The following is a 21,633-nucleotide window of genomic DNA, read 5'->3' as shown; positions in this document are numbered from 1 at the left end:
TGTTGTGCGGTAGGCGAATATTCAGATTTCTGTTCTGGCCCTGACTGCCTCCACGCGCATGCGAAGCATGGCACCGATGTCGAAAAAAGGTCGCGGCGGCAGCCAACCGGGTTCGGCCCGTTGCATCACCGATTGCAGCAGCGGTGAATCAACGCCGGATGCCAGTTCCGCCAGTAAACGCCCCCACAGCGTGCCGCGCGCCACCCCTGAACCATTGCAACCGGCCACGGCAAACACGCCCTCTTCCACGCGCTGGAAAAACGCCTGACCGCTGCGGGTCGCGCTCAAGTGACCGGACCAGGTGTATTGCAGGTCTTGCTCACCGAGGAACGGAAAGCGCCGTTGCAGGCCGCGAACATGGTGCTGACGGCGCACTGCCAATTCACTCTCGGACAGATCCCGCGTGCGGTATTCGGCAGTGTTACGGATCATCACCCGACGATCCGGCGTCAGCCGCACCGTGGCACCCAACGGCCGGGTCGACAGCACGCCCCACGGCTCGACCGCGCCGATGGCCTGAAACTCCTGATCGCTGAGCGGCCGAGTCAGACTGGCGCTGAGTTCCATCGGGAAGGTACTGCTGTCATGGATTCCGACCCGGGGGATGAAGGCATTCAGGCACACCAGCACCCGTTTGGCCTCGACGCTGCCACTCACCGCATTGGCTCGCAGTCGCCCGTGGCTCATGCGCTCCAGGCGGGTGATGTCGGTGTGTTCGTAAACCGTGACGTTGCCCGGCAACGCATTGAGCAGACCTTTCACGTATTTGCCAGGTTGCAGCAGTGCATTGCCGTTGCCGCACCAGATCGCCGCCGTGTAGTGCGGTGTGCCGAGCTTTTGCGCCAGTGCCGCGCCCTGAAGAAATTCAGCGCGGGCACCCAGGGCGCGCAAGGTCGCCAGTTTGGCGTCGACATGGCTGAGCTTGGCGGCGTCGCTGACAGCGAAGAAATACCCGTTGTCACGAAAGTCGCAGTCAATCGCATGGTCGGCGATGCACTGGCGTACGGCGTCGCTGGCCGCACGGGAAATCGCCGTGTCGATTTCAAACCCGGCAAAGCCTGGTGCGCCGATCAATTCACTGTCGGCGGGATGCTCGTGGGCCACGACAAATCCCGAGTTACGTGCCGAAGCGCCTTGCGCCGCGCGCTGCCGATCCACCACTACGATGCGCGCCTGCGGGTGCATTTGTGCCAGGTTGTGCGCGGCGCTGAGACCGGTGATGCCAGCGCCGATCACCAGCCAGTCGGCGTGTTGCGTATCGCTCAGGCGACCGCGCTGTGGCGAACTGCCGGCCTGCGCGATCCAGCCACATACGTTTTCCATTACTGACCTCATTCGACTGTCGTTCCACGGCTTGCCTTTCGCCCTGCTCCATGCGTGAATCGCATGAAAAAACTGCAAAGGTCGCCGCCAGAGCTAAAATCTATAAGGTCCTGGCTTGCCCAACCAACGTTATAAAATCATCGAGCCATTCTGAAAACGCATGGATAAAATCCGCCACGTGCCCTCGCTGCAAGCCATGCAGACGCTGGTTGAAGTCGCCCGCTGCGCCAGCTTCACTCAGGCTGCACAGCAACTGTGCCTGACCCAGAGCGCCGTCAGCCGGCAGGTTCAGCAACTGGAAAGCCATTTCAACGTCGCGCTGTTCATCCGCACCAGCCGCAGCCTGCGCCTGACCCCGGAAGGCGAACAGGTTCTGGCCAGCGCCATCAGCATTCTCGACCAACTGAAAACCCTCGAAGAACGCCTCGTCCCGCAGAAGCGCCCGTTCCGTATCCGTATGCACGTGTCACTGGCGGTACGCTGGCTGCTGCCCAGACTCAGCGACTTCTACCTCAGCCACCCCGAGGTCTCGCTGGCGATTGAAACCGTTGCCACCGAAGTCGTCGAACCGGCCAGTGACAGCGACGCCTACATCCTTTATCTGTCGCAGCCGTCCGCTGGCGCGGATTGTCTGACGCTGTTCGAGGAAACCCTGGTGCCGGTGTGCGCGCCCAGCCTTGCGGGGGCACCCCGGTCAGTTGATGAGTTACAGCGTTTCGCCTTGCTGCATCGCTCGGCCGATCGGCAGGCCTGGATCGAATGGCTGGCAGCCAATGACGGCCAGCCGCTGGAGCGCTACCGGCACATCCCGTTCAACCTCGATGAGTTGGCGCTGGATGCGGCGGCGCGAGGTCTGGGCGTGGCGGTGACGGACATGACGCTCGCGGCGGAGTCCATCGAGCGTGGAGTGTTGGTGGTGCCGTTTGGGCAGCCGTTGAAGACCGGCGGAATTTACGCGTTGTGCCTGCAGCCGGCAGCGGCTTCAAATCCGGCGTGCGAGGTGGTCATGCAGTGGTTTGCCAGGCAGGCCGAGCACAATCTTTAATCGGAGAATTGCTGCAGATACGCCAGCAGGTTATCAATCTTCTCCTGATCACTCAGGCCCCAGAAAATCATCCGCGTGCCCGGCACCACGCCTTTGGGGTCTTTCAGATACGCAGTCAGCGTGTCGCGATCCCAGGTCACGCCAGAGTTTTTCATGGCGTCGGAATACACGTAATTGGCCGAGGTTCCGGCCGCTCGACCGATGATGCCGTTGAGCTGCGGGCCGAACCCCGGACGGGCGTCCGGCCCCACCTGATGGCAGCCGCCACACAGACGCGGGAAGATTTTTTCGCCAGCGCCTGGGTCGCCTGCGGCGCGGGTGGTCGAGCTGAACAGAACCGCGGTGGCGGTCAAGGCTAGCAAGAGTGCAACGGTGTTTTTCATCTAAGGTTCCGGAACGGCTTGAATCTGGCTGCGCAAGGGTAGCATTTGTACTCAGGGTCTCGTTTTACAGGTAAGCAGCGATGATCCTCCTGACAGTGATCAACGCCTGCTCCAACACATCCATTTCCACCGACCCCAGCGCCAGCCGAATCGCATGCGGCACATGCGCCGATACCGCAAACGGCTCGGCCGTGGTCACCGAAATCTGCTCGTGCATCAACTCCACCACGATCTGATCAGCGCGCACGTCTTCCGGTAATGGCAGCCACAGGAAGTACGAATTCGGATGGGCAACGCACGGCAAGCCTTTGAGCAACCGGGCGGCCAGTGCCTGGCGGGCCTGAGCGTCGCTGCGCTTTTGCGCTTCCAGCTCGATCACGGTGCCATCGTCAAGCCAGCCACAGACAATCGCGGTCATCAGCCCCGGCGTGTTCCAGGTGGTTGCGCGGATAATCCGCTCCAATGCCGGCACGCTGGCTGCAGGTGCGGCGATGAAGCCAACGCGCAGGCCGGTGGCGATGTTCTTCGAAAGACCAGAGACGTAAACCGTGCGCTCCGGCGCAAGATCAACCAAGGGCCGCGGAGGGTTTTCCACCAGAAAGGCGTAGGCCGCGTCTTCGATGAGGGTCAGATCATGCCGCCGCGCGATGGCTACCAGTTCCTCGCGCTGCGCAAGCGGCATCACCCAGCCCAGCGGATTGTGCAGGGTCGGCATGCTGTACACGGCACGTACCGAACGACTGCGACAGAGTTTTTCCAGCGCTGGCAGATCCGGCCCGTGCTCGTTGACCGGGATCGCCACCACTTCCAGATGCAACGCTTCGGCCAGCACTTTGAACCCGGAATAAGTCAACGCATCGGCGGCAATCACGTCGCCGGGCTTGAGCAACGCCATCAGCGTCACCGCCAGCCCCTGCTGGGCACCGTTGACGATCAGCACTTGCTCGGCATCCACCGTCACCCCGCGACTGCGCAAATGCCGGGCAACCGAGGCCCGCTCATGAGCACGACCGGCATGCGGCTGATAGCGCAACAAGGCTTCCAGGTCACCGGACAACGCCAACTGACGCAAGGCGCTGCGCAACAACTGCGTCTGACCGGGCAACGACGGGTAGTTGAAATTGAGGTCGATCATGCCGGCCGCGACATCTTTCTGATCGATGCCCTGCCCCGGTGACAACGAAGTTTCACGCACAAAAGTACCGCGCCCGGTTTCGCCGCTGACCAGCCCCATGGCTTCGAGTTCGGCATACACCCGCGAGGCCGTGACCAGCGCCAGCCCTTCCTGCGTGGCCAGTTGCCGGTGCGTCGGCAGTCGCGTGCCGGGGGCCAGTCGACCGGTGCGAATGTCGGCGGCGTAAGTGTCAACGAGGGTCTTGTAACGGGAACGCGACATGTCGGGATGTATCCATGACAATTTTTTGATTGTCCTGATTCTCGATCATAGGATTCTCTCAAAGCAACCCACAATGAGCGTGAATCGTATGGAACGGACTTCGAACCTGAGCAACCCTGCACTGGAAAAAACCAGCGGATGGATCAACGGCTTTATTGGCGTGGTGTTCTTCAGCGGCTCGCTGCCGGCCACGCGCCTGGCAGTGCTGGAGTTTGACCCGGTGTTTCTCACCGTCGCGCGTGCGGCCATTGCCGGCGTGCTGGCCGTGGCGTTGTTGTGGTTGTTCCGTGAGCGGCGACCGGCAAGGGATCAGTGGTTGTCATTGGTCATCGTGGCATTGGGCGTCGTGCTCGGCTTCCCGCTACTGACGGCGCTGGCCCTGCAACACGTGACGTCGGCACATTCGATTGTGTTCGTTGGCTTGCTGCCGCTGGCGACTGCGTTGTTTGGTGTGTTGCGCGGTGGCGAGCGTCCGCGCCTGGTGTTCTGGATCTTCTCGATCCTCGGCAGTGCGCTGGTGGTTGGATTTGCCTTGTCGCAAGGGCTGTCCGCCTCGCCCACCGGTGACCTGCTGATGCTAGCCTCGATTCTGGTCTGTGGCCTCGGTTATGCCGAAGGCGCAAAGCTGTCGCGCACGCTGGGTGGCTGGCAGGTGATCTGTTGGGCGCTGGTCTTGTCGCTGCCATTGATGGCCGTCGCGAGCCTGTGGCTGGCGCCGCCGTCGTTCAGCGGCATCAGCGTGTCGGCATGGGTCTGCCTGGGCTACGTTTCGCTGTTCAGCATGCTGATTGCCTTTGTGTTCTGGTATCGCGGACTGGCCCAAGGCGGGATCGCGGCCGTCGGACAGTTACAGTTGCTGCAACCGTTTTTTGGCCTGGCCTTGGCAGCGACGTTACTGCATGAGCACGTCAGCATCGGCATGCTGGCGGTGACGGTAGGCGTCATCCTCTGCGTGGCCGGGGCCAAGAAATTCGCCCGGTAGTCCTCTTTGGGATCCCACTGGGATTGGTGGTGGATGAAGGATTTGGGGGCTGGCCAAGATCGAGGGTGGGAGTGGGCTTGCTCACGAAGGGGGCGGTACATCCGGCATTGATGTCGACTGACCTGACGCTTTCGCGAGCAGGCTCGCTCCCACAGGGGCCGGCATATCCGGCATCGATTTTGATTGACCTGACGCCTTCGCGAGCAAGCCCGCTCCCACACTGGATTGGTGGTGGATGAAGGATTCGGGGGCTGGCCAAGATCGAGGGTGGGAGTGGGCTTGCTCACGAAGGGGGCGGTACATCCGGCATTAATGTCGACTGACCTGACGCTTTCGCGAGCAGGCTCGCTCCCACAGGGGCCGGCGTATCCGGCATTGATGTTCGCCTGACCTGACGCTTTCGCGAGCAGGCTCGCTCCCACAATTGATCAGTGGTGTTCCACTCCGGCGCGTTTCAACAGTTTCTTGCAGCGCTCGGACAGGTGAAACACCTGCAACTCCTTGCCAGCCTTGGCGTAACGCTCGCGCAAGGTTTTCAGCGCGGCAATTGCCGAGTAATCGACAAAGCTCAGATGCCGGCAATCCAGCGTGACTTTGGCTGGGTCATTGGCCGGGTCGAACTGGTTGAGGAACGGCGTGGTCGAGGCAAAAAACAACGTGCCGTGCAGGCGGTAGAGTTTGCTACCGTCAGCTTCGAGGTGCGCGTCGGCGTACAACTCACGGGCCTGCTGCCAGGCAAAATTCAGCGCAGCGATGATGATCCCGCACAGCACGGCAGTAGCCAGGTCGGTGAACACGGTGATGGTGGTCACCGCGATGATCACCAGCACATCGTTGAGCGGCACTTTGTTCAGCACCCGCAACGAGGCCCAGGCGAAGGTCTGCTGCGACACCACAAACATCACGCCCACCAGCGCCGCCAGCGGAATACGCTCGATCAGCGGTGACAGAAACAGGATGAACAACAGAATCAGCCCCCCCGCCACTACCCCGGACAAGCGCCCGCGTCCGCCGGAGCTGAGGTTGATCACAGTCTGGCCGATCATCGCGCAACCGCCCATGCCACCGAACGCGCCAGAGACCATGTTCGCCGCACCCAGCGCCACGCACTCGCGATCCGGGTAGCCACGGGTTTCGGTGATTTCGTCGGTGAGGTTGAGGGTCAGCAGGGTTTCCAGCAGGCCGACCAGCGCCATCAGAATCGCGTACGGAGCGATGATCTGTAGAGTCGCCAGGTTCCACGGGATGTCCGGCAGCGCGAAGCTCGGCAGGCCGCCGGCGATATGCGCCATGTCGCCAAGGGTTCGGGTCGGTAAACCGAACAGGTAAACCAGCAGCCCCACACCAAGGATCGCCACCAGTGCCGGCGGCACCGCGCGGGTCAGGCGTGGCAAGAGGTAGACGATGGCCATGGTCAGCAGCACCAGCCCGGTCATCAGGTACAGCGGTGTGCCGCTGAGCCAGTGTTCGCCGCTCTTGAAGTGCTCCAGTTGTGCCAGCGCGATGATGATCGCCAGGCCGTTGACGAACCCGAGCATCACCGGGTGCGGCACCATGCGCACCAGTTTGCCAAGGCGCAGCAAGCCGAAGGCCATCATGATCAAGCCGCCGAGCAGCACCGTCGCCAACAGGTATTGCACCCCGTGCTGCACCACCAGCGCAACGATCACCACCGCCATCGAACCCGCGGCCCCGGAAACCATCCCCGGCCGGCCGCCGAACAACGCGGTCAACGTGCAAATGATAAAGGCGCCGTACAGGCCCATCAGCGGATTGAGGTGGGCCACCAGCGCAAATGCAATGCATTCGGGCAACAAGGCAAACGAGGTGGTGAGTCCGGCCAGGACATCGGCGCGCAGACGTATCGGTTTCATGGCTTACCTGACTGAGCGGCCGACGAGCGTGGCCGCGGATGTTCGTAAAAAAGCGGGGTGCGGATGTTACGGAATAGTTCGGAATCGGGCCAGCGATCGCTGACACCCGTCGACTCGCGATTTATGCTGACGCGCTTCTGCCACCATCGAGTACGACCATGACTGCATTGCTGAGTGCCCGCGACGTTTGCCAGCGCCTGCGCGAGGCAGCGCTGGGTGTACTGAAGTTCGAAAGATGCATGACACCCGTCGACGGCGGACTGGCTGCGGTCGATATCGAGGGCTGGCGTCTGTTGCTGGATGTTGAGGGTGGGCGCTTGCATCACTGTGACCATTGCCGTTGTCCGGACGGCCGCGAATGGTGGTTCGACAGCCGGTACGGCACTGACCCGGTGAATCTGCTCAGCACCTGGGAGCTGGCACAGATCGAGAGTCTATTGAAGCACTGAGCGCTTCATGGGCGAAGACGGTTGCCCAATGATGGCACTCTGCCCATAATTCGCCCCCCCTTTATTCCGCACGCAAGGAAACGCCGTGAAAAAGTCTCTGTTGTTGATCCCGATGCTGGCCGTGCTGCTGCAAGGTTGTGGCATGACCATGACTCGCTATGAGCCAAGCTACGAAAACGTTCAGAAGCTCAAGCAGACCCCTCCCCTGCATGCGATCAGCAATCCGCAAGTGAGTGCCGAGTCCGGCGAAGGTTCGCTGACGGTGCGGGCCAACCCGGTGCGCTCGCCGTCCGGCAGCATCCCGGCGCACATTCAGGACGCCATCACCGAAGAGCTGCGCAAGGCCGGCCTGCTTGATCCGCAAGCCCAGCGTCAGCTGAAAGTGCTGGTGGTGAAGAACAACTTGTCGGCCGGCATGGGCACAGGCGATGGCGAACTCGCTGCACGCTTTACGCTGCTTGACGGTCAGCACGTGGTCTACGACGCGACCAAGAATGTCAGCAGCCAGTGGAGCAGCAGCTTCTTCGGTTTCATTGCGATTCCGAATGCGGTGAATGCCTACAACCCGATGCTGCGCGATCTGCTGAAGGAACTGTACAGCGATCCTCAGTTCATTCAGGCCCTGAAATAAGGGCAAAAAAAAGAGCCGCGATTGCGGCTCTTTTTTTCGCATCACGCCCGTGGAATACGCGTCTCGAGCGCCGAGTATTTCAGGTGGTTGTTGTCGATCATTTGCTTGAGCAGCGCATTGACCTGACGGGCGAACGTGTCATTGACCGCCGCCTTCGGGGTATTGCCCATCAGCGGAATGAACCAGATGCCGATCCAGGTACCCACCGCATCGTGGTTGCTCGCGGTGGTCAGGGCCTGACCCGTTCCGTCCACGGCTTCGAGGCTCATGGTGTATTGATCAGTGCCGTATGCCGGGATCACCCCCAGACTGAAACCACTGATGAAGCCCAGCACCATCGAACCGGCATTCGGCGGATGGTTGTACATTTTCAGGCGCAGGCTGTAATCGCCCGGTTGCTTCTGGAACTCGTCCAGCGTGACACGGCCAAACAGGCCGGAATCGCTCAGAATCTTTTGCAGCTCTGGTTTGAGCTGGTCACGTGCCTGCGGCACCTCTACAGCCGAAGCGCTTTTCGGCTCGCCCTGATAGAAGTCGAAATCCACATAGACATTGGGCTTGTTGGCGTAGCTGGCCATCGATGGCAGTTTGACCGGCGCCACTTCGTCTTTGGTGAAACTGGCACAACCACCCAGCGTAAACACCAGGCCCAGCGCCAGGATTTTCCCGAATTGCATATTGTCTTCCCTATCTGAACCGAGCCAAGTGATATCAAAGAGCCTCCATTGCGGAGGCCGGGCGGATTCTAGAGAGAGCAGTCGCTTGAGGAAAGACTGAATCGGGAAATTTACACAAAAAGTCAGTCAGTCCTGCCGCAGATCGAGCATATAGGTGTAATAACCGCTATCACGCACATAACCCAGTGACTCGTACAACCCCTGCGCAGTGAAGTTGTCGGTAGCGGTTTCCAGCACCAGCCCTTTGGCGCCGGTCTGCAGCGCAAAGTCGCGGGCCGTGTTCATCAGCAATCGTCCGACCCCGCTACCACGGGCGGCAGGCGCGGTGAACAGGTCGCTGAGCAGCCAGGTGCGGTGGGCATCGATCGAGGAAAACGTCGGATACAACTGTACAAAGCCCAGCGCTCCGCCCTGTTCATCCTGCGCAAGAAAAATCGCCGACTCATCGCCGGCCATGCGCTCGGCAATGAACGCTCGCGATTGCGCCAGATTCGACGGCTGCTGATAGAAACCGCGATAAGCGTCGAACAGCTCTGCCACCGCCTCCAACTGAGCCGTGGTCGCGCGCATTACCTGAATAGTCATATCCCCTCCCCGTTATTCCAATGATCGAACCAGCATAGCGCTGTCCGACGAGTTAGCTGGCCTCACCGCTATATAGTTTTGTATATTGCGAAACCGAATTCGCTAGAACCTGCCCATGCCATCCACTCACATCGTATTCCCATGAGCGCCATCCGCGTACGCAACGAGCAACTGATCCTCACCGCCGCCAGCGAGGAGTTTGCCGCCAACGGCTTCGACGCGACCCAGACACGCGACATCGCCGCCCGCGCCGGCGTGCCCAAGGCCAACCTGTATTACTACTTCCAGACCAAGGAAAACCTGTATTGCAAAGTCCTGCTGGGGTTCGTCGAACCGCTGCTGGAAGCCTCGGCAGCGCTGCGCGAAAGCGACGATCCGCTGATTGGCCTGCGCGCCTATGTCGCCGCACGCATCCGCATCGCCCGCGAGCATCCGGCGATTGCCAAAGTGTTCAGTGGTGAACTGCTGCTCGGCGGTCGACAGTTGCCGGACGAATGCCGTGACCTGCTGCACGCCGAAGCCCGACGCAACGTCGACTGCCTGCGCAGCTGGATCGAGCGCGGCTTGCTGGCACCGGTGGACCCGGAGCATCTGATGCTGTTCATCTGGTCGGCAACCCGCACCTACACCAACATCGGCTGGCAAATGGGCTGCATCACCGGGCGCCCGGTGCCACAGGATGAGGACTACCAAACGGCAGCGGATACGATCACGCGGATGGTGCTGGAGGGGGTGGTGTCGGAGCCGGTGGCGAGTGCGCGAGGGTGGATGTTTGCGACTTGAGCCAAGCGGGGCCTGCAGGGCAGCCCCGTCGATGTGTCGCTCAGTCCCTCGCGGCAGAGAATCAGGGCATGAAATCCAGCGGCAAAGTCTCACCGTTTGCTATTCGCTTATGCCAGGCAAGCAGTGCTTCGGGCACACGTTTTTTCCATTGCGGTACGTTGGTGTAATAGCGGGCACGCAATTGACGCTGCTCATCGAACACCAATAACACGAGCCATATCCGAGCGTCCGGCGCTCGCATCAGGATGCCTGCATTGGTATTGGCCAGCCCACGTAACCAGAACTCATCGACCTGAGCATCCGGCACATCGCTGGAAGCCTCCCCCGTCACCATCGAGCCGCTGTTTTGCAACAACGTCTGATAATCGCCTTTGAGCAGCGTGTGCAACAGCTCGTTTTCCTGCTCAGTCCGCGCCACCCCCAGACTGAGCAGGTCGTAATCAATCGACAGTGACTGTTCCGACGCCACGTAGCGCCCGCCGTAATAGACCACCATACCACCACCGCAAGTAGGGTCTGCACCATCTTGTGCAATGTCCAACAGTCCGTTGAATGCGCTGAACTTCAACGAACAGTCGTCTTGGGCATAGTGCGCTTCGCTGCCCTCAATGGTGGCGACGCCATCCATGTCGCCGGAGTTGGCGCCGGCCACGCCTGAAATATCAAAGGCGATATGAGTGGCATCGATACGCTTGGTATTCACCACAACCGCCGCTGAGACGCCCCATGGAATGAGCTGCCATGTCGCATCCCAATTGAAGGGTTTTGTCATGAACTCCAGGGCCTTGAGGCGCATCAGGTATTGCCGGCGCAAACAAGCAACATCCGCAGCACATTCATTGCGTTGCTTCAGCCAGCCTCGTTGATCGACCTTCAAGGCTTTCGCATCCACAACGTTCGGCAACGCAGCACGCCACAGCGAGCCCAGTTTCTCATCAAGATTCGAGATATAGGGATCAGAGCAAATGGTTTTTTCAGCCGGACTGGTGGCGCTAGCGCAATCGAAACTGCTGGCGTGTACAGCGGGAATGAACATCAGGGACGCCAGCAGAAAAGCATGGCGGGGTTTCAAAGACAACATCGACAGATTCCATTCTTCGGGGCGGCGGCATTATGCCTGCGATGTGTTGTCAGTGCTGCCACCTTCGCGAGCAGGCTCGCTCCCACAGGGGACTTATGCCGGACAGGGAAACCTGCGAACACCACACATTATTGTGGGAGCGGGCTTGCTCGCGAAGGCGTCAGGTCAGTCGACATTGATGCTGGCTGTGCCGGCGCATTCGTGAGCAAGCCCACTCCCACTTTTGATCTCGGTCAGCCGCAAATCCTTCATCCACCCACAATCCCCAGTGGGAGCGGGCTTGCTCGCGAAGACGTCGTGTCCGCCAACACATGCGTCACTGGCACACCGCTTTCGTCGGAACGCCGCCCGGAGCAGGCTCGCTATTACAGGGGTATTCGCGGGCTCTAGAAAACGATATCGGCTGCGGGTTTGACGTCGATACGGCCGGTAGCACCCGTCAGGTGCGCCAGGTCTTTGTTGTGTTCGGCGATGATGTCTTCGGCGCTCATGTTGCCGTTGTCGAGGGTGGAGTGGGCGTCCGCGACGAGCACCACGTCATACCCCAGTTGATGGGCCTGACGCACGGTGGCGTTGACGCAGTAATCGGTTTGCAGGCCGCAAATGATCAGGCGTTCGAAGTCTTCGCCGGGCAGCAGTTTGCCCAGGTCGGTCTGGTAGAACGAATCCGGGGTGGTTTTGCATACACGCAGGTCCTGCGTGTCAGTCAGCAAGCCTTCGGCCAGTTGCCAGCCTTCGGCGTCGTTGGCCAGCGGGCTGTCCTTTTCTTCATGCTGAATCAGCACCACCGGCACACTGGCCTCACGCGCGCGCGTGCTGAGCTGGTTGATGGTGGCGATGACGCGGTGGATGTCGAAGCACTGGTACTGGCCGGAGCAGAGGACCTGCTGGACGTCGATGATCAGCAATGCGCTAGACATGATGGGCCTTCCTTGATCGATCCTTGAGACGGGGGCGGACCAGAGTCCGCCCCCCCTCTTTTACGCCTGTCAGTAACCCAGTGACAACCCGGTATTGCGCCGTGGATCGTTGGCGCCGTAGAAACGGTTTTTGCCCACCGGCTTACCGTCCAGCGACGGCGCACCGACCAGGATCGCAGCGATATGGTTGGCGTCCTGCGGCCCCGCAAACTTGTGGCCCCAGCTCTCGAGGATCTTCTTCGTGTCGGGGCTGGCGGCGAAGTCTTCGAGGTTGGTTTGCTCCGGCATCCATTGCTGGTGGAAACGTGGTGCGTCGACCGCTTCCTGCAGGCCCATGCCGTAGTCGATGACGTTGAGCATGGTCAGCAAGGTGGCGGTGATGATCCGGCTGCCACCCGGCGTGCCGACCACCATGACCACTTTGCCGTCCTTGGTGACGATGGTCGGGCTCATCGACGACAGCGGGGTTTTACCCGGCGCGATGGCGTTGGCTTCACCCTGGACCAGACCATACATGTTCGGCACGCCGACCTTGGAGGTGAAATCGTCCATTTCGTCGTTGAGGATCACCCCGGTCTTGCTCGCCATCACGCCGGCGCCGAACCAGTCGTTGAGGGTGTAGGTCACCGACACCGCATTGCCCCACTTGTCGACGATCGAATAGTGCGTGGTGTTGTTGCCTTCATGCGGCGCGACGCCGGGTTTCAGCTCGGCGGAGATTCCGGCCTTCTGCGGCTGGATCGCGTTGCGCAGTTTGGTTGCGTAGTTCTTGTCCAGCAGGTGCTCAATCGGGTTCTTGACGAAATCCGGGTCGCCCAGATAGCTGTTGCGGTCCACATAGGCGTGGCGCATCGCCTCGATCTGGTAATGCATGCCCTGGGCCGAATGGAAGCCCAGGTCCTTCATCGGATAGCCTTCGAGGATGTTCATGATCTCGCAGATCACCACCCCGCCGGAGCTTGGCGGTGGCGCCGAGACCACGTGGTAGCCACGGTAATCGCACTCCACCGGGGCCAGTTCGCGGGTCTTGTATTTGTCGAGATCGGCCTGGGTGATGATGCCCTTGTTGGCCTGACTGGAGGTGACAATGGCGTCGGCTACCCAGCCTTTATAGAAACCATCGGCGCCTTTTTCAGAAATGGTGCGCAGGGTTTTCGCCAGATCCTTCTGCACCAGTTTCTGCCCGACCTGCATCGGTTCGCCGTTGTGCAGGAAGATCGACCCGGAATCGCGCATGTCCTTCTTGAACACATCGGTGGCGTAGTCCAGCAGATCGACGTCGCCCTGCTCCAGTTCGAAACCGTCTTCAGCCAGTTTGATCGCCGGGGCGATCATGTCCTTGCGCGGCTTGGTGCCGTACTTGCTCAGCGCCAGCTCCATGCCTGACACGGTGCCTGGCACTGCCACGGCGAGATGGCCACGGGTGCTCAGGTCCGGGACGACGTTGCCGTCCTTGTCCAGGTACATGTTGGCGGTCGCCGCCAGCGGGGCTTTTTCGCGGAAGTCGAGGAATGTCTTGCGCCCGTCCGCCAGCTGAATGGTCATGAAACCGCCACCGCCGAGATTGCCAGCTGCGGGATAGACCACCGCCAGCGCATAGCCAACGGCAACCGCGGCATCGACGGCGTTGCCACCGTTTTTCAACACATCGACGCCGACGTAGGAGGCCAGGTGTTGGGCGGTGACCACCATGCCGTTCTCGGCGGCAACCGGTGCCACCGACGCAGCGTGGGCCATGAGGCAGCTCAGTGCCAGTGACGTCGCAATCAGCGTTTTGGCCAAAGGTTCGTACTTCATGAGTCGATCTCTTTTATTGTTTTTGGATTCTGTGCAGGACAGACGGGAACGCTTCAAAAGCAACAAGCAGTATGGTCGCTATTGCGATTTGCGCCTCCTCGATCAGGCAGTATGCTGGGCGCTCTTGCCGTGCCGAACCGGAGTTCTGCCCATGCCTTACACGTTCATCACCCTACCCTCACCGGTCGGCGAATTGAAGCTGGTCGCGAACGGCGCACGACTGGCGGCCATCCTCTGGGAAAACGATAAACCAGGCCGGGTGCGCCTCGGGCCGATGACGCAAGCGCCGGACGATCCGTTCCTGCAGAAAGCCGCTCGGCAGTTGCAAGAATATTTTGCCGGCAACCGCGACTGCTTCGATCTGGAGCTGGATTTCGTCGGTACCGATTTTCAGAAGAAGGTCTGGGCTGCGCTGCTGACCATCCCCTTTGGCGAAACCCGCACCTACAGCCAGATCGCCGAACAGATCGGCAGTCCATCCGCCTCGCGAGCGGTGGGCGCTGCGAACGGGCGCAATCCGATTTCCATTGTCGCGCCGTGTCATCGGGTGATCGGCGCGTCGGGGAAGTTGACCGGATTTGCCGTAGGGCTTGAGGCCAAGGAGCGCTTGCTGACGCTGGAGGGTGGCCAGTGGTCAGCGATTGGCACAACCGGGGATCTGTTCTGACTCAGGCACTGAACAGATTATTCATTGCCGCATACTGCAACAGCATGATGGTCTTGGCGTCGCAGATCTCGCCGCGATGGAACGCCGCCAACGCGTCATCAAAAGCCCATTCCAGCACTTCCAGTTCTTCGGTCTCCTCTTCCAGGCCACCACCCTCGCTGACCTTCGACTTCGCGTCGTACTCGGCGATGAAGAAGTGCAGTTTCTCGGTCACCGAGCCAGGGCTCATGTAGGCCTCGAACACCTTCTTCACCTCATGCACGCGGTAGCCGGTTTCCTCTTCGGCCTCGTCGCGGATCCGCTGTTCCGGCGCCGCACCTTCCAGCAGCCCCGCCGCCACTTCGATCAACAAGCCATCGTGGCCATTGACGAATACCGGCAGCCGGAACTGTCGGGTCAGCACCACGCTGCGCTTGTCGCGGTTGAACAGCAGAATCGCTGCACCGTTGCCACGGTCGTAGACCTCACGGGTCTGGCGCTGCCAGTCGCCATTGTTGCGCAGGTAGTCAAAGGTGATTTTTTTCAACAGGTACCAGTCGTGGGACAACACCTGAGTGTCGACAATGTTGACCCGCTTGGCTGTGTCGGACATGACGCATGATCCTTCTGTCATCGCAAAGCCCCCATAGTCGAATAATCGCGCCCACAAAAAAAGCCCGGCAGTGCAGCCGGGCTTGTTTACGGGCGTCAGCGTGGCTTCACAGATCAACCAAATGCCGATCGATGCGCTTGAGCACGCCCTGGATCAGGTTCATCGCACTGTCAGCCCGAAACGGCAGGTTGAGCGACGGCTCGCATATTTCCATCTCCATGATCATCGGCCGGCCGGCATAATCGCGGATCACATCGACCCGGCCATAGAGCAGTGGCAACTCCAGACCCAACACCTGCGCAGACGCCACAAGCGCGGAAAGCGCCACCGCCTGCTCCTCGGCATCCGCCTCCCGCGGCTGGCGAAACTCGGGGGTCGGAACGTTGACCGTGCCGTCCGCCATGAGCATGGCGCCCTTGCGGATGGAATGGCTGAACGTGTCATCGAAGAACGTCAGGTCCGTCTCGCCATACGTGTCGATGGTGGTGATGTACGGCTGGATGATCACATGCGAACCACGCTGTTGCAGCGAACGGATATGCGCCAGCGCCGCAGCGCTGTCATCGCGGACAAACCGTTTGACCCCGCGCGAATACGAACCGATGGTCGGCTTGACGACAAACTCATGGCTGTCGCTGTTCGCCCGCAGGAAGTCCGCCAGAAATCCTTCGGGAGTATCGTCAGGCGCCAGGAACACGCTGGGAATGATCGGCACGCCGCGCGCAGCAATGTCCTTCAGGTACAACTTGTTCAATCCCCAACGGGCCACTGACGGCACGTTCAACAGGCAGGTCAGTGCGTGCACCTTGTCGCACCAGGCAAAAAACGCGTCGAGGTTTTCAATGCAATCCCACGGTGAGCGAATCAACACGGCGGTGTAGGCCGCCCAATCGATTGACTCATCGTCCCAGAAGCACACATCGGCCTTGATCGACAGTTGCTCGCAAGCCTGGAGCAATGGCGGCATGTCGTAATCGATGTGCAGGTTCGGCTTATCTGTGACGAGTGCAAGCTTAATCATGAAGAATCCCTTCTACTGAACAACAAGAATAAAAACCGCCATTGACTCACCAGGGGATGACGCGGTCCTGATGCCGGTAGGTGCCCGTGGGGCCATCGGCGCCGATCATTGCCAGCGCGACACTGGTCCGCGCGCCCTCCTGCACCTCAAGATCACCGGCACCGTCATTCATGCCGGTTTTGGTATAACCGGGATGTACCGCATTCACCTTGATCGGCGTGTCGCGAAGTTCGTAAGCCAGGTGCACCGTCCACGAATTCACGCCACTTTTACTGGCGCTATACCCCGGCAAGGATTTGAACATCGGTGAATAGGCGTACGAATCAACGTCGGTATGAGTGGTGAGCGATGCCAGCAGGCTGGAGACGTTGACGATGCGTCCGGCCGGGGATTTGTGAATCAACGGCAATAAGTGCTGCGTCACCGCGACCATGCCGAACAGGTTGGTTTCAAACGTCTGTCGCCACTGTTCGAGTGGCTGTTGCGAAGGGTTCAACCCGTAGGATTCGATGCGAATCGCGGCGTTATTGATCAGGATGTCGAGCCGACCGAACCGCGCCTCCAGCAGTTTGGCCGCCGAGGCGATGCTGTCTTCATCCGTGACATCCAGCAGGCACGGAAAGGCCTTCAGACCCATGCCGACCAGCGTATCGCAGGCCTGCGCGACAGCCTGATAATCCCTGCCGCTGAGCACGACCGTCACCCCCTCACCGGCCAGTTGGCGTGCCACCTCGAAACCGATGCCACGGTTGGCGCCGGTCACCAATGCAACCTTGTCAAAATCGTTCATCGTGCAACTCCAGGCGACGCTCCGCCCTGCCCGCAGGAAGGACGGAGCCAATACGATTCATGAAATTTTCCAGCAGTGGCCCGAACGCTTGCAGATCGGTCAGAAAGGCATCGTGCCCGTCACGGCAATCCAGCCGGACAAAGGTCACCTGCGCGCCATCCTGTCCGAGTCCTTGGGCGATGTGTTGCTGTTGGGCAACAGGAAACAACGTGTCGCTCTCGACCCCCACCACCAGAACCTGCTCAAGGCCTACAGTTTGAAAACCGCCCCGGGGGCTTTTCAGGCAGGCATAAAGGTCGATCGCGCGGCTCAGTTGCAAATAACTGTTGGGATCGAAGTCCCGGGCGAATCGACAGGCATTGGCTTGCAGATAATCCTCAACTTCGAAGTCGTGAGCCGTGCCCGCGGATTTCCCTGCCGACTCATCCGGGCGGGCAAATCGGCGATTCAACTCCGCGCCGGAGCGATAACTCAGCAGGCCCATCTTGCGGGCGAGCGTCATCCCGTGAATCGGCCGCGCATCCGGCGAGTACTCGCCACCGGCCCAGAGCGGGTCACTGCGAATGGCTTCCCGCTGCAATGACCGCAAGGCCGTGGACACCGGAAGCGAACTGGCGGCGCCGCAGAGGTTGATGTGATGCCGGACGAAACCCGGATGCCGGGTCAACAGGGCCAGCGCGCACATGCCGCCCATCGAGGTACCGATCAGGCAGGCCACTTCATCCATGTCCAACGCCTTCATGGCCATGACGATCGTGTCAGCGATGTCTTCGATGGCCAGCTCGGGAAAACGCGACCGGTAAGGTCTGCCGCTCCTCGGGTCGATGGACATCGGCCCGGTCGTTCCCTTGCAACCGCCCAGGTAGTTGAAACAGATCACGAACCAGCGGTCTGTATCTATCGGCTTGGCCGGGCCGGCAAAGTCTTCCCACCAGCCGCTCTCAGGATCGCGGGCGACACTGCAGACATGGCTGTTGGCCGACATGCCGGGGAGGATCAGAACGACGTTGTCGCGACGTTCATTCAGTTGCCCGAACGTCTCATACGTCAGCCTGAGATCTTCCAGTACACCACCACGGTGCATTGGAAACGGGCGCGTGAACGCTATGTAATCTGCTGCTGCCGGAAGAGTTTCCACCATGATGCCAATCCCTTAGAACAGGTGCTCTGCGAAGTAACCGTTCCCTGTTACTGATCGAGCGATTGCAGCCAGTCATCGTCGGAACCTTCGGCGATGCCGTCCATCAGGAAGGTCGAGAGATAACGCTCACCGGTGTCCGGAAGCATGGCCAGCAGCACCGAACCTGCCGGCGCGGTCTCGGCAATTTTCAGCGCTGCGGCAACCGAGGCCCCGGAAGAAATACCGACAAAAATGCCCTCTTCCCTGGCCAGCCGTTGAGACGTATCGCGCGCTTCATACTCATTCACGGTCAGGACGGTATCGATGACCGTCTTGTCCATGATGGTCGGCGTGAAGTTGGGCGCCAGCCCCTGGATCTGATGCACGCCCCAGGTACCGCCCGACAGCAGCGCGGCGTTTTCCGGCTCCGCTGCCACGATCTGCACCGCCGGCCGGGCGAGTCTCAGCATCTGGCCGACGCCGGTCAGCGTGCCGCTGGTGCCGAAACCGGTGACGAAGTAATCCAGCCGTTTACCGGCAAAATCGCCGAGTATTTCCGCAGCGGTGGTTTCGCGGTGATAGGAAGGGTTGGCCGGGTTATCGAACTGCCGGGACCTGAACCAGCCGAATTTCTGCGCCAGCTCATCGGCCAACTGATTGCCGCCGCTGCTGCCCAGGTGGGCAGGAAACAGCAGGACCTTGCCCCCATAGGCGCGAATCAGTTTGCGCCGCTCCATGGAATAGCTGTCGGACATCACCGCCACAAAGTTGTAGCCACGTGCGGCTGCCACCATCGCCAGCGCAATCCCGACATTACCGGAGGTGCATTCGGCGATCGTATCGCCAGGCTTGAGCAGCCCCTTGGCCTCGGCATCGAGGACCACGGCCAGTGCCAACCGGTCCTTGACCGAACCACCGGGATTGAACGACTCAACCTTGGCATAGACGGTGACGTGTTCCGGGGCGAGTCTTTGCAACTTGACGATTGGCGTACGGCCGATCGTGTCCAGAATGCTTTCATACAACGGCATGAGCGAGTTCTCCATCAAATACGAATTCAGCAGGGCCGGAGAGATACATCGCGGACAAATCACTCTCCCATGTCACTCCAAGGGTTCCGCCGGGCAGTTCGACATCGACCGAACGGTCGACCCGTCCGGCGCGCGCCAACACCGCGACAGCCGCGCACGCGCCGCTGCCGCAAGCCAGGGTTTCGCCGGCGCCGTATTCGTAAACCTTGAGTTTTATCTTGTTTCGCGACTCCAGCTGTACAAACCCGACGTTGACGTCTGGAGAGAAATACCCGGAGTTTTGCAGGGCGCTGCCGACAGCCGGGATTGGGTAATCCTTGTCCTGGGCATCGATCACCGCGTGGGGATTGCCCATCGATACGGCGGCACACACAAGGTTCTGCCCGGCGACTTCGACCTCATAATCCGCCTGCGGCTCTGTGAAGCCGAAGACCGGTATTGCAGCGGGCGAGAAGTTCGGCGCGCCCATGCTGATCTGATAATTGCCACCCTCCATGACCCGGACCCGATGGGTCCCGGAAGGACTGTCGAGGGTGAACTCGCACGCGTCAGTCACGCCTGCACGTACCAGCCATGCCGCCACACATCGCGCGCCATTGCCACATTGCCGGGACGACTCGCCCTGTGCAGTCCAGATATCGAACGAGGCGACAGACAACGGATTGCGCGGCGCCTTGACGCCCAGGACCATATCGCCACCGATCCCTTTATTGCGATTCGCCAGGTACTTGCACAGCTCGCGCGACGGATCCTGTGCATTGCGCAGATCCAGAATGATCATGTCATTGCCCGCGCCGTGCATTTTGCTGAAACGCAGCCGCCCAGTATCGGCGGTGTGTTTATGCATGACACACGCTCGCTTCAAGGTGCGTCTTGGACAGAATCGGGTCGACGATATCGATGATGTAGTTCGTCGCACGCTGGGCCGTGGCGGCATCGCAGGAGGCATTGAACTCGGCGATTTCCAGGCCCACGATCTGCTCGAGCGGAATTGCTCCCAGAATCGAGCTGAGTTGTTGCGGCAGCAGGCCGCCGGGCACCGCGTAGTCGGCTGGCACATAACCCGGCTCAAGGGAGTCCCAATCGATGTGCACCCAGACTTTCGATTGTCCGATGGCGCGGCGCACGTTCTCGGCAGTGGCGTCCTGCGGTGCAATCGTGCGCACGTTATGGGCGCTCAACAGTTGGCGCTCTTGCGCGTCGATGTCGCGAGCGCCCAAAAGCACCACGTTCTCCGAGCGTATGCCCGCGCCGCAGCCGCTGTCCCAGAGACCGCACAGCGCAGACACCACCATCCCGCCAAGGTAGCCCGTGTCGGTCGTCGCCGGGATATTGAAATCGCCGTGGGCATCAACCCACAACAGGCACAGGTCAGGGTATTGCCGGGCTGCGGCAGGGATGCTGCCCAGACTGGCCGGGCAGGTTCCATTGATGACCACAGTGAGCTGCTCTTGCTCCAGCGCGCAGGCCACGGCGCGGTGCAGTGAATCAATCTGCTCACGCCCGGCTGGCAGACTGACCGTCCAGTCATCGGCTGCCGGTTCGCACTTTGCGTTACCGACATACAGCGGCGCTACCGCGTACTTTTCTTCGAGTGCCGAAGCGGCTTTCAATGCACCGATGCGTGTAAAGGCAGTTCGGTCCGCTACCCTGCCGTTGGATACAATCAACTTGAACATCAGGCTTCCTCTTTATTTTTATGGCTGGAATGTTTGAATGGACAAACATCCGTGCGTTCTGCATTTTCTTCAATCAAACCGTATTGCCACCACTCTTTGGCGCCAGATCCAAAACCGCCTAATTGCAAAGCGTGGGGCGCCGAATCATATTTAAGGATGCGTTTACGTATATTCGCCCGAACATTACGTCCACCCACAGTATCGCCGGCAAACACATCAAAGCGTTCACGCGGATTAATCACCAGCGCAAATCTTGACCCCAGGTTTCTGCTCTTGCGTTGTTGATGTGCCGGAGAACTCATATTCACAAACAGTTGCATGCCAGCGAAGCACATCGACCAGAACGGAGACTCCGGATCGACATCGACACTTTCCGGCCAGGGACTTTCGTCCAGCCAATGCAGGCTCTGCAGCACGCCCCACCCGGCCGAGTGATAGGCCTGGGCGGTATCGGCGCTAATGGCCTCAGTTGCGAAAAACACGATGAGCGGATAAGCGTCTTCGATTGAACCGCTCCAGGTTCTGGAAAGCGTTACATACTCTTTCAAACCTTCGGCCAGTTTTGCCAGGCCTGTTGCATCCAGCGTTTCGACAAACACAAACTTGATCGCCGACTTCTTGAACGCGTTTTTCGAAAAGATGCAGGGAAAATCAGAGCCTGCCTCAAGTCGCTCTGCCAACTCGCCCAAGGCATCTTTCTCCCAATCGGCCCCGCGATGTTTTACATCATCCTGAGAGAGCATGACTCGATAAGAAACTTGCACATCAAAGTTCCGCATACTAATTCCCTTTATGCTGCACAACCTG

General features: G+C 60.2%; 23 protein-coding genes. 6 read left to right on the top strand and 17 right to left on the bottom strand.

The genetic code is table 11. The features are described 5' to 3' along the window. Positions 1-21: 21 nt before the first annotated feature. A complete protein-coding gene (locus tag AC1UK9_RS11400) occupies positions 22-1,323 on the bottom strand; it encodes an NAD(P)/FAD-dependent oxidoreductase (RefSeq protein ID WP_473015266.1) in 1,302 nt (433 codons plus the stop codon). A 160-nt stretch (positions 1,324-1,483) separates the two neighbouring features. Between AC1UK9_RS11400 and AC1UK9_RS11395 the strand changes: the two genes are divergently transcribed. Beyond that, positions 1,484-2,368 carry a LysR substrate-binding domain-containing protein gene (locus AC1UK9_RS11395; protein ID WP_482580093.1) on the top strand — a complete coding sequence of 295 codons (885 nt, stop codon included), beginning with the start codon at positions 1,484-1,486 and terminating at the stop codon, positions 2,366-2,368. Here the strand turns inward: AC1UK9_RS11395 and AC1UK9_RS11390 are convergent. Both AC1UK9_RS11390 and AC1UK9_RS11385 read right to left on the bottom strand, forming a co-directional pair. Then, complete coding sequence (locus tag AC1UK9_RS11390; RefSeq protein ID WP_025109052.1) at positions 2,365-2,751, bottom strand: c-type cytochrome; 387 nt, start codon at positions 2,749-2,751, stop codon at positions 2,365-2,367. The genes AC1UK9_RS11395 and AC1UK9_RS11390 overlap by 4 nt on opposite strands. 64 nt (positions 2,752-2,815) lie before the next feature. Beyond that, a complete protein-coding gene (locus AC1UK9_RS11385) occupies positions 2,816-4,147 on the bottom strand; it encodes an aminotransferase-like domain-containing protein (protein ID WP_482580092.1) in 1,332 nt (443 codons plus the stop codon). Positions 4,148-4,235: 88 nt separating this feature from the next. Between AC1UK9_RS11385 and AC1UK9_RS11380 the strand changes: the two genes are divergently transcribed. Then, the gene (locus tag AC1UK9_RS11380) at positions 4,236-5,129 is read left to right on the top strand and encodes a DMT family transporter (protein WP_025109050.1); all 894 of its coding nucleotides are present in this window, start codon (positions 4,236-4,238) and stop codon (positions 5,127-5,129) included. Between the two features lie 428 nt (positions 5,130-5,557). On the opposite strand, the gene AC1UK9_RS11375 is transcribed toward AC1UK9_RS11380, so the two are convergent. Further along, positions 5,558-7,003 carry a SulP family inorganic anion transporter gene (locus tag AC1UK9_RS11375; protein ID WP_473015261.1) on the bottom strand — a complete coding sequence of 482 codons (1,446 nt, stop codon included), beginning with the start codon at positions 7,001-7,003 and terminating at the stop codon, positions 5,558-5,560. Between the two features lie 158 nt (positions 7,004-7,161). Between AC1UK9_RS11375 and AC1UK9_RS11370 the strand changes: the two genes are divergently transcribed. Continuing rightward, positions 7,162-7,452: a DUF7693 family protein gene (locus AC1UK9_RS11370; protein ID WP_482580091.1), complete on the top strand. Its 291-nt coding sequence runs from the start codon at positions 7,162-7,164 to the stop codon at positions 7,450-7,452. 85 nt (positions 7,453-7,537) lie between these two features. Then, positions 7,538-8,083: a hypothetical protein gene (locus AC1UK9_RS11365; protein WP_025109047.1), complete on the top strand. Its 546-nt coding sequence runs from the start codon at positions 7,538-7,540 to the stop codon at positions 8,081-8,083. A gap of 41 nt (positions 8,084-8,124) precedes the next feature. Here the strand turns inward: AC1UK9_RS11365 and AC1UK9_RS11360 are convergent, their stop codons facing one another. Then, entirely contained in the window at positions 8,125-8,760 is a 636-nt protein-coding gene (locus tag AC1UK9_RS11360) for a hypothetical protein (RefSeq protein WP_025109046.1), read from the bottom strand. A gap of 126 nt (positions 8,761-8,886) precedes the next feature. Then, positions 8,887-9,345 (bottom strand): GNAT family N-acetyltransferase, encoded by a 459-nt coding sequence (locus AC1UK9_RS11355; protein WP_482580088.1) that lies wholly within the window; start codon positions 9,343-9,345, stop codon positions 8,887-8,889. A 141-nt stretch (positions 9,346-9,486) separates the two neighbouring features. On the opposite strand from AC1UK9_RS11355, the gene AC1UK9_RS11350 reads away from it, so the two are divergent. Further along, positions 9,487-10,128 carry a TetR/AcrR family transcriptional regulator gene (locus tag AC1UK9_RS11350; protein ID WP_025109044.1) on the top strand — a complete coding sequence of 214 codons (642 nt, stop codon included), beginning with the start codon at positions 9,487-9,489 and terminating at the stop codon, positions 10,126-10,128. Positions 10,129-10,189: 61 nt separating this feature from the next. Here AC1UK9_RS11350 and AC1UK9_RS11345 read toward each other — a convergent pair whose 3' ends face one another. From AC1UK9_RS11345 to ggt, 3 genes are all read right to left on the bottom strand, one after another. Continuing rightward, entirely contained in the window at positions 10,190-11,209 is a 1,020-nt protein-coding gene (locus tag AC1UK9_RS11345) for a lysozyme inhibitor LprI family protein (protein ID WP_482580087.1), read from the bottom strand. Between the two features lie 386 nt (positions 11,210-11,595). After that, the gene (locus AC1UK9_RS11340) at positions 11,596-12,129 is read right to left on the bottom strand and encodes a cysteine hydrolase family protein (protein WP_482580085.1); all 534 of its coding nucleotides are present in this window, start codon (positions 12,127-12,129) and stop codon (positions 11,596-11,598) included. Positions 12,130-12,198: 69 nt separating this feature from the next. Next, a complete protein-coding gene (gene ggt, locus AC1UK9_RS11335) occupies positions 12,199-13,926 on the bottom strand; it encodes a gamma-glutamyltransferase (protein ID WP_482580084.1) in 1,728 nt (575 codons plus the stop codon). Between the two features lie 151 nt (positions 13,927-14,077). On the opposite strand from ggt, the gene AC1UK9_RS11330 reads away from it, so the two are divergent. After that, positions 14,078-14,593, top strand: coding sequence for a methylated-DNA--[protein]-cysteine S-methyltransferase (locus AC1UK9_RS11330; RefSeq protein ID WP_482580464.1), 516 nt, complete (start codon positions 14,078-14,080; stop codon positions 14,591-14,593). 1 nt (position 14,594) lies between these two features. On the opposite strand, the gene AC1UK9_RS11325 is transcribed toward AC1UK9_RS11330, so the two are convergent. The 8 genes from AC1UK9_RS11325 to AC1UK9_RS11290 all read right to left on the bottom strand — a co-directional run bounded on the left by AC1UK9_RS11325 (position 14,595) and on the right by AC1UK9_RS11290 (position 21,605). After that, entirely contained in the window at positions 14,595-15,185 is a 591-nt protein-coding gene (locus tag AC1UK9_RS11325) for an NUDIX domain-containing protein (RefSeq protein WP_473015254.1), read from the bottom strand. Positions 15,186-15,291: 106 nt separating this feature from the next. After that, complete coding sequence (locus AC1UK9_RS11320) at positions 15,292-16,206, bottom strand: ATP-grasp domain-containing protein (protein ID WP_025109038.1); 915 nt, start codon at positions 16,204-16,206, stop codon at positions 15,292-15,294. A gap of 46 nt (positions 16,207-16,252) precedes the next feature. Then, positions 16,253-16,996 (bottom strand): SDR family oxidoreductase, encoded by a 744-nt coding sequence (locus AC1UK9_RS11315; protein ID WP_473015252.1) that lies wholly within the window; start codon positions 16,994-16,996, stop codon positions 16,253-16,255. After that, complete coding sequence (gene metX, locus AC1UK9_RS11310) at positions 16,983-18,137, bottom strand: homoserine O-acetyltransferase MetX (protein WP_482580082.1); 1,155 nt, start codon at positions 18,135-18,137, stop codon at positions 16,983-16,985. The genes AC1UK9_RS11315 and metX overlap by 14 nt, the downstream gene beginning before the upstream one ends. A gap of 47 nt (positions 18,138-18,184) precedes the next feature. Then, positions 18,185-19,147 carry a cysteine synthase A gene (gene cysK / locus AC1UK9_RS11305; RefSeq protein ID WP_025109035.1) on the bottom strand — a complete coding sequence of 321 codons (963 nt, stop codon included), beginning with the start codon at positions 19,145-19,147 and terminating at the stop codon, positions 18,185-18,187. Continuing rightward, positions 19,134-19,994: a diaminopimelate epimerase gene (dapF, locus tag AC1UK9_RS11300; protein ID WP_473015250.1), complete on the bottom strand. Its 861-nt coding sequence runs from the start codon at positions 19,992-19,994 to the stop codon at positions 19,134-19,136. The genes cysK and dapF overlap by 14 nt, the downstream gene beginning before the upstream one ends. Continuing rightward, a complete protein-coding gene (locus tag AC1UK9_RS11295) occupies positions 19,987-20,826 on the bottom strand; it encodes an arginase family protein (RefSeq protein WP_482580081.1) in 840 nt (279 codons plus the stop codon). The genes dapF and AC1UK9_RS11295 overlap by 8 nt, the downstream gene beginning before the upstream one ends. Then, positions 20,826-21,605 (bottom strand): YqcI/YcgG family protein, encoded by a 780-nt coding sequence (locus tag AC1UK9_RS11290; protein WP_025109032.1) that lies wholly within the window; start codon positions 21,603-21,605, stop codon positions 20,826-20,828. The genes AC1UK9_RS11295 and AC1UK9_RS11290 overlap by 1 nt, the downstream gene beginning before the upstream one ends. Between the last annotated feature and the right edge of the window lie 28 nt (positions 21,606-21,633).

It is taken from the genome of Pseudomonas sp. AK-TSAG1-1 (assembly GCF_056821665.1).
This window is presented reverse-complemented; position numbering and strand designations above follow the sequence as displayed.

Bases quoted from the DNA above. Each gene is read 5' to 3' on its own strand.
- AC1UK9_RS11400 (WP_473015266.1), bottom strand. From the start codon at position 1,323: ATGGAAAACGTATGTGGCTGGATCGCGCAGGCCGGCAGTTCGCCACAG.
- AC1UK9_RS11395 (WP_482580093.1), top strand. From the start codon at position 1,484: ATGGATAAAATCCGCCACGTGCCCTCGCTGCAAGCCATGCAGACGCTG.
- AC1UK9_RS11390 (WP_025109052.1), bottom strand. From the start codon at position 2,751: ATGAAAAACACCGTTGCACTCTTGCTAGCCTTGACCGCCACCGCGGTT.
- AC1UK9_RS11385 (WP_482580092.1), bottom strand. From the start codon at position 4,147: ATGTCGCGTTCCCGTTACAAGACCCTCGTTGACACTTACGCCGCCGAC.
- AC1UK9_RS11380 (WP_025109050.1), top strand. From the start codon at position 4,236: ATGGAACGGACTTCGAACCTGAGCAACCCTGCACTGGAAAAAACCAGC.
- AC1UK9_RS11375 (WP_473015261.1), bottom strand. From the start codon at position 7,003: ATGAAACCGATACGTCTGCGCGCCGATGTCCTGGCCGGACTCACCACC.
- AC1UK9_RS11370 (WP_482580091.1), top strand. From the start codon at position 7,162: ATGACTGCATTGCTGAGTGCCCGCGACGTTTGCCAGCGCCTGCGCGAG.
- AC1UK9_RS11360 (WP_025109046.1), bottom strand. From the start codon at position 8,760: ATGCAATTCGGGAAAATCCTGGCGCTGGGCCTGGTGTTTACGCTGGGT.
- AC1UK9_RS11355 (WP_482580088.1), bottom strand. From the start codon at position 9,345: ATGACTATTCAGGTAATGCGCGCGACCACGGCTCAGTTGGAGGCGGTG.
- AC1UK9_RS11350 (WP_025109044.1), top strand. From the start codon at position 9,487: ATGAGCGCCATCCGCGTACGCAACGAGCAACTGATCCTCACCGCCGCC.
- AC1UK9_RS11345 (WP_482580087.1), bottom strand. From the start codon at position 11,209: ATGTTGTCTTTGAAACCCCGCCATGCTTTTCTGCTGGCGTCCCTGATG.
- AC1UK9_RS11340 (WP_482580085.1), bottom strand. From the start codon at position 12,129: ATGTCTAGCGCATTGCTGATCATCGACGTCCAGCAGGTCCTCTGCTCC.
- ggt (WP_482580084.1), bottom strand. From the start codon at position 13,926: ATGAAGTACGAACCTTTGGCCAAAACGCTGATTGCGACGTCACTGGCA.
- AC1UK9_RS11330 (WP_482580464.1), top strand. From the start codon at position 14,078: ATGCCTTACACGTTCATCACCCTACCCTCACCGGTCGGCGAATTGAAG.
- AC1UK9_RS11325 (WP_473015254.1), bottom strand. From the start codon at position 15,185: ATGTCCGACACAGCCAAGCGGGTCAACATTGTCGACACTCAGGTGTTG.
- AC1UK9_RS11320 (WP_025109038.1), bottom strand. From the start codon at position 16,206: ATGATTAAGCTTGCACTCGTCACAGATAAGCCGAACCTGCACATCGAT.
- AC1UK9_RS11315 (WP_473015252.1), bottom strand. From the start codon at position 16,996: ATGAACGATTTTGACAAGGTTGCATTGGTGACCGGCGCCAACCGTGGC.
- metX (WP_482580082.1), bottom strand. From the start codon at position 18,137: ATGGTGGAAACTCTTCCGGCAGCAGCAGATTACATAGCGTTCACGCGC.
- cysK (WP_025109035.1), bottom strand. From the start codon at position 19,147: ATGCCGTTGTATGAAAGCATTCTGGACACGATCGGCCGTACGCCAATC.
- dapF (WP_473015250.1), bottom strand. From the start codon at position 19,994: ATGCATAAACACACCGCCGATACTGGGCGGCTGCGTTTCAGCAAAATG.
- AC1UK9_RS11295 (WP_482580081.1), bottom strand. From the start codon at position 20,826: ATGTTCAAGTTGATTGTATCCAACGGCAGGGTAGCGGACCGAACTGCC.
- AC1UK9_RS11290 (WP_025109032.1), bottom strand. From the start codon at position 21,605: ATGCGGAACTTTGATGTGCAAGTTTCTTATCGAGTCATGCTCTCTCAG.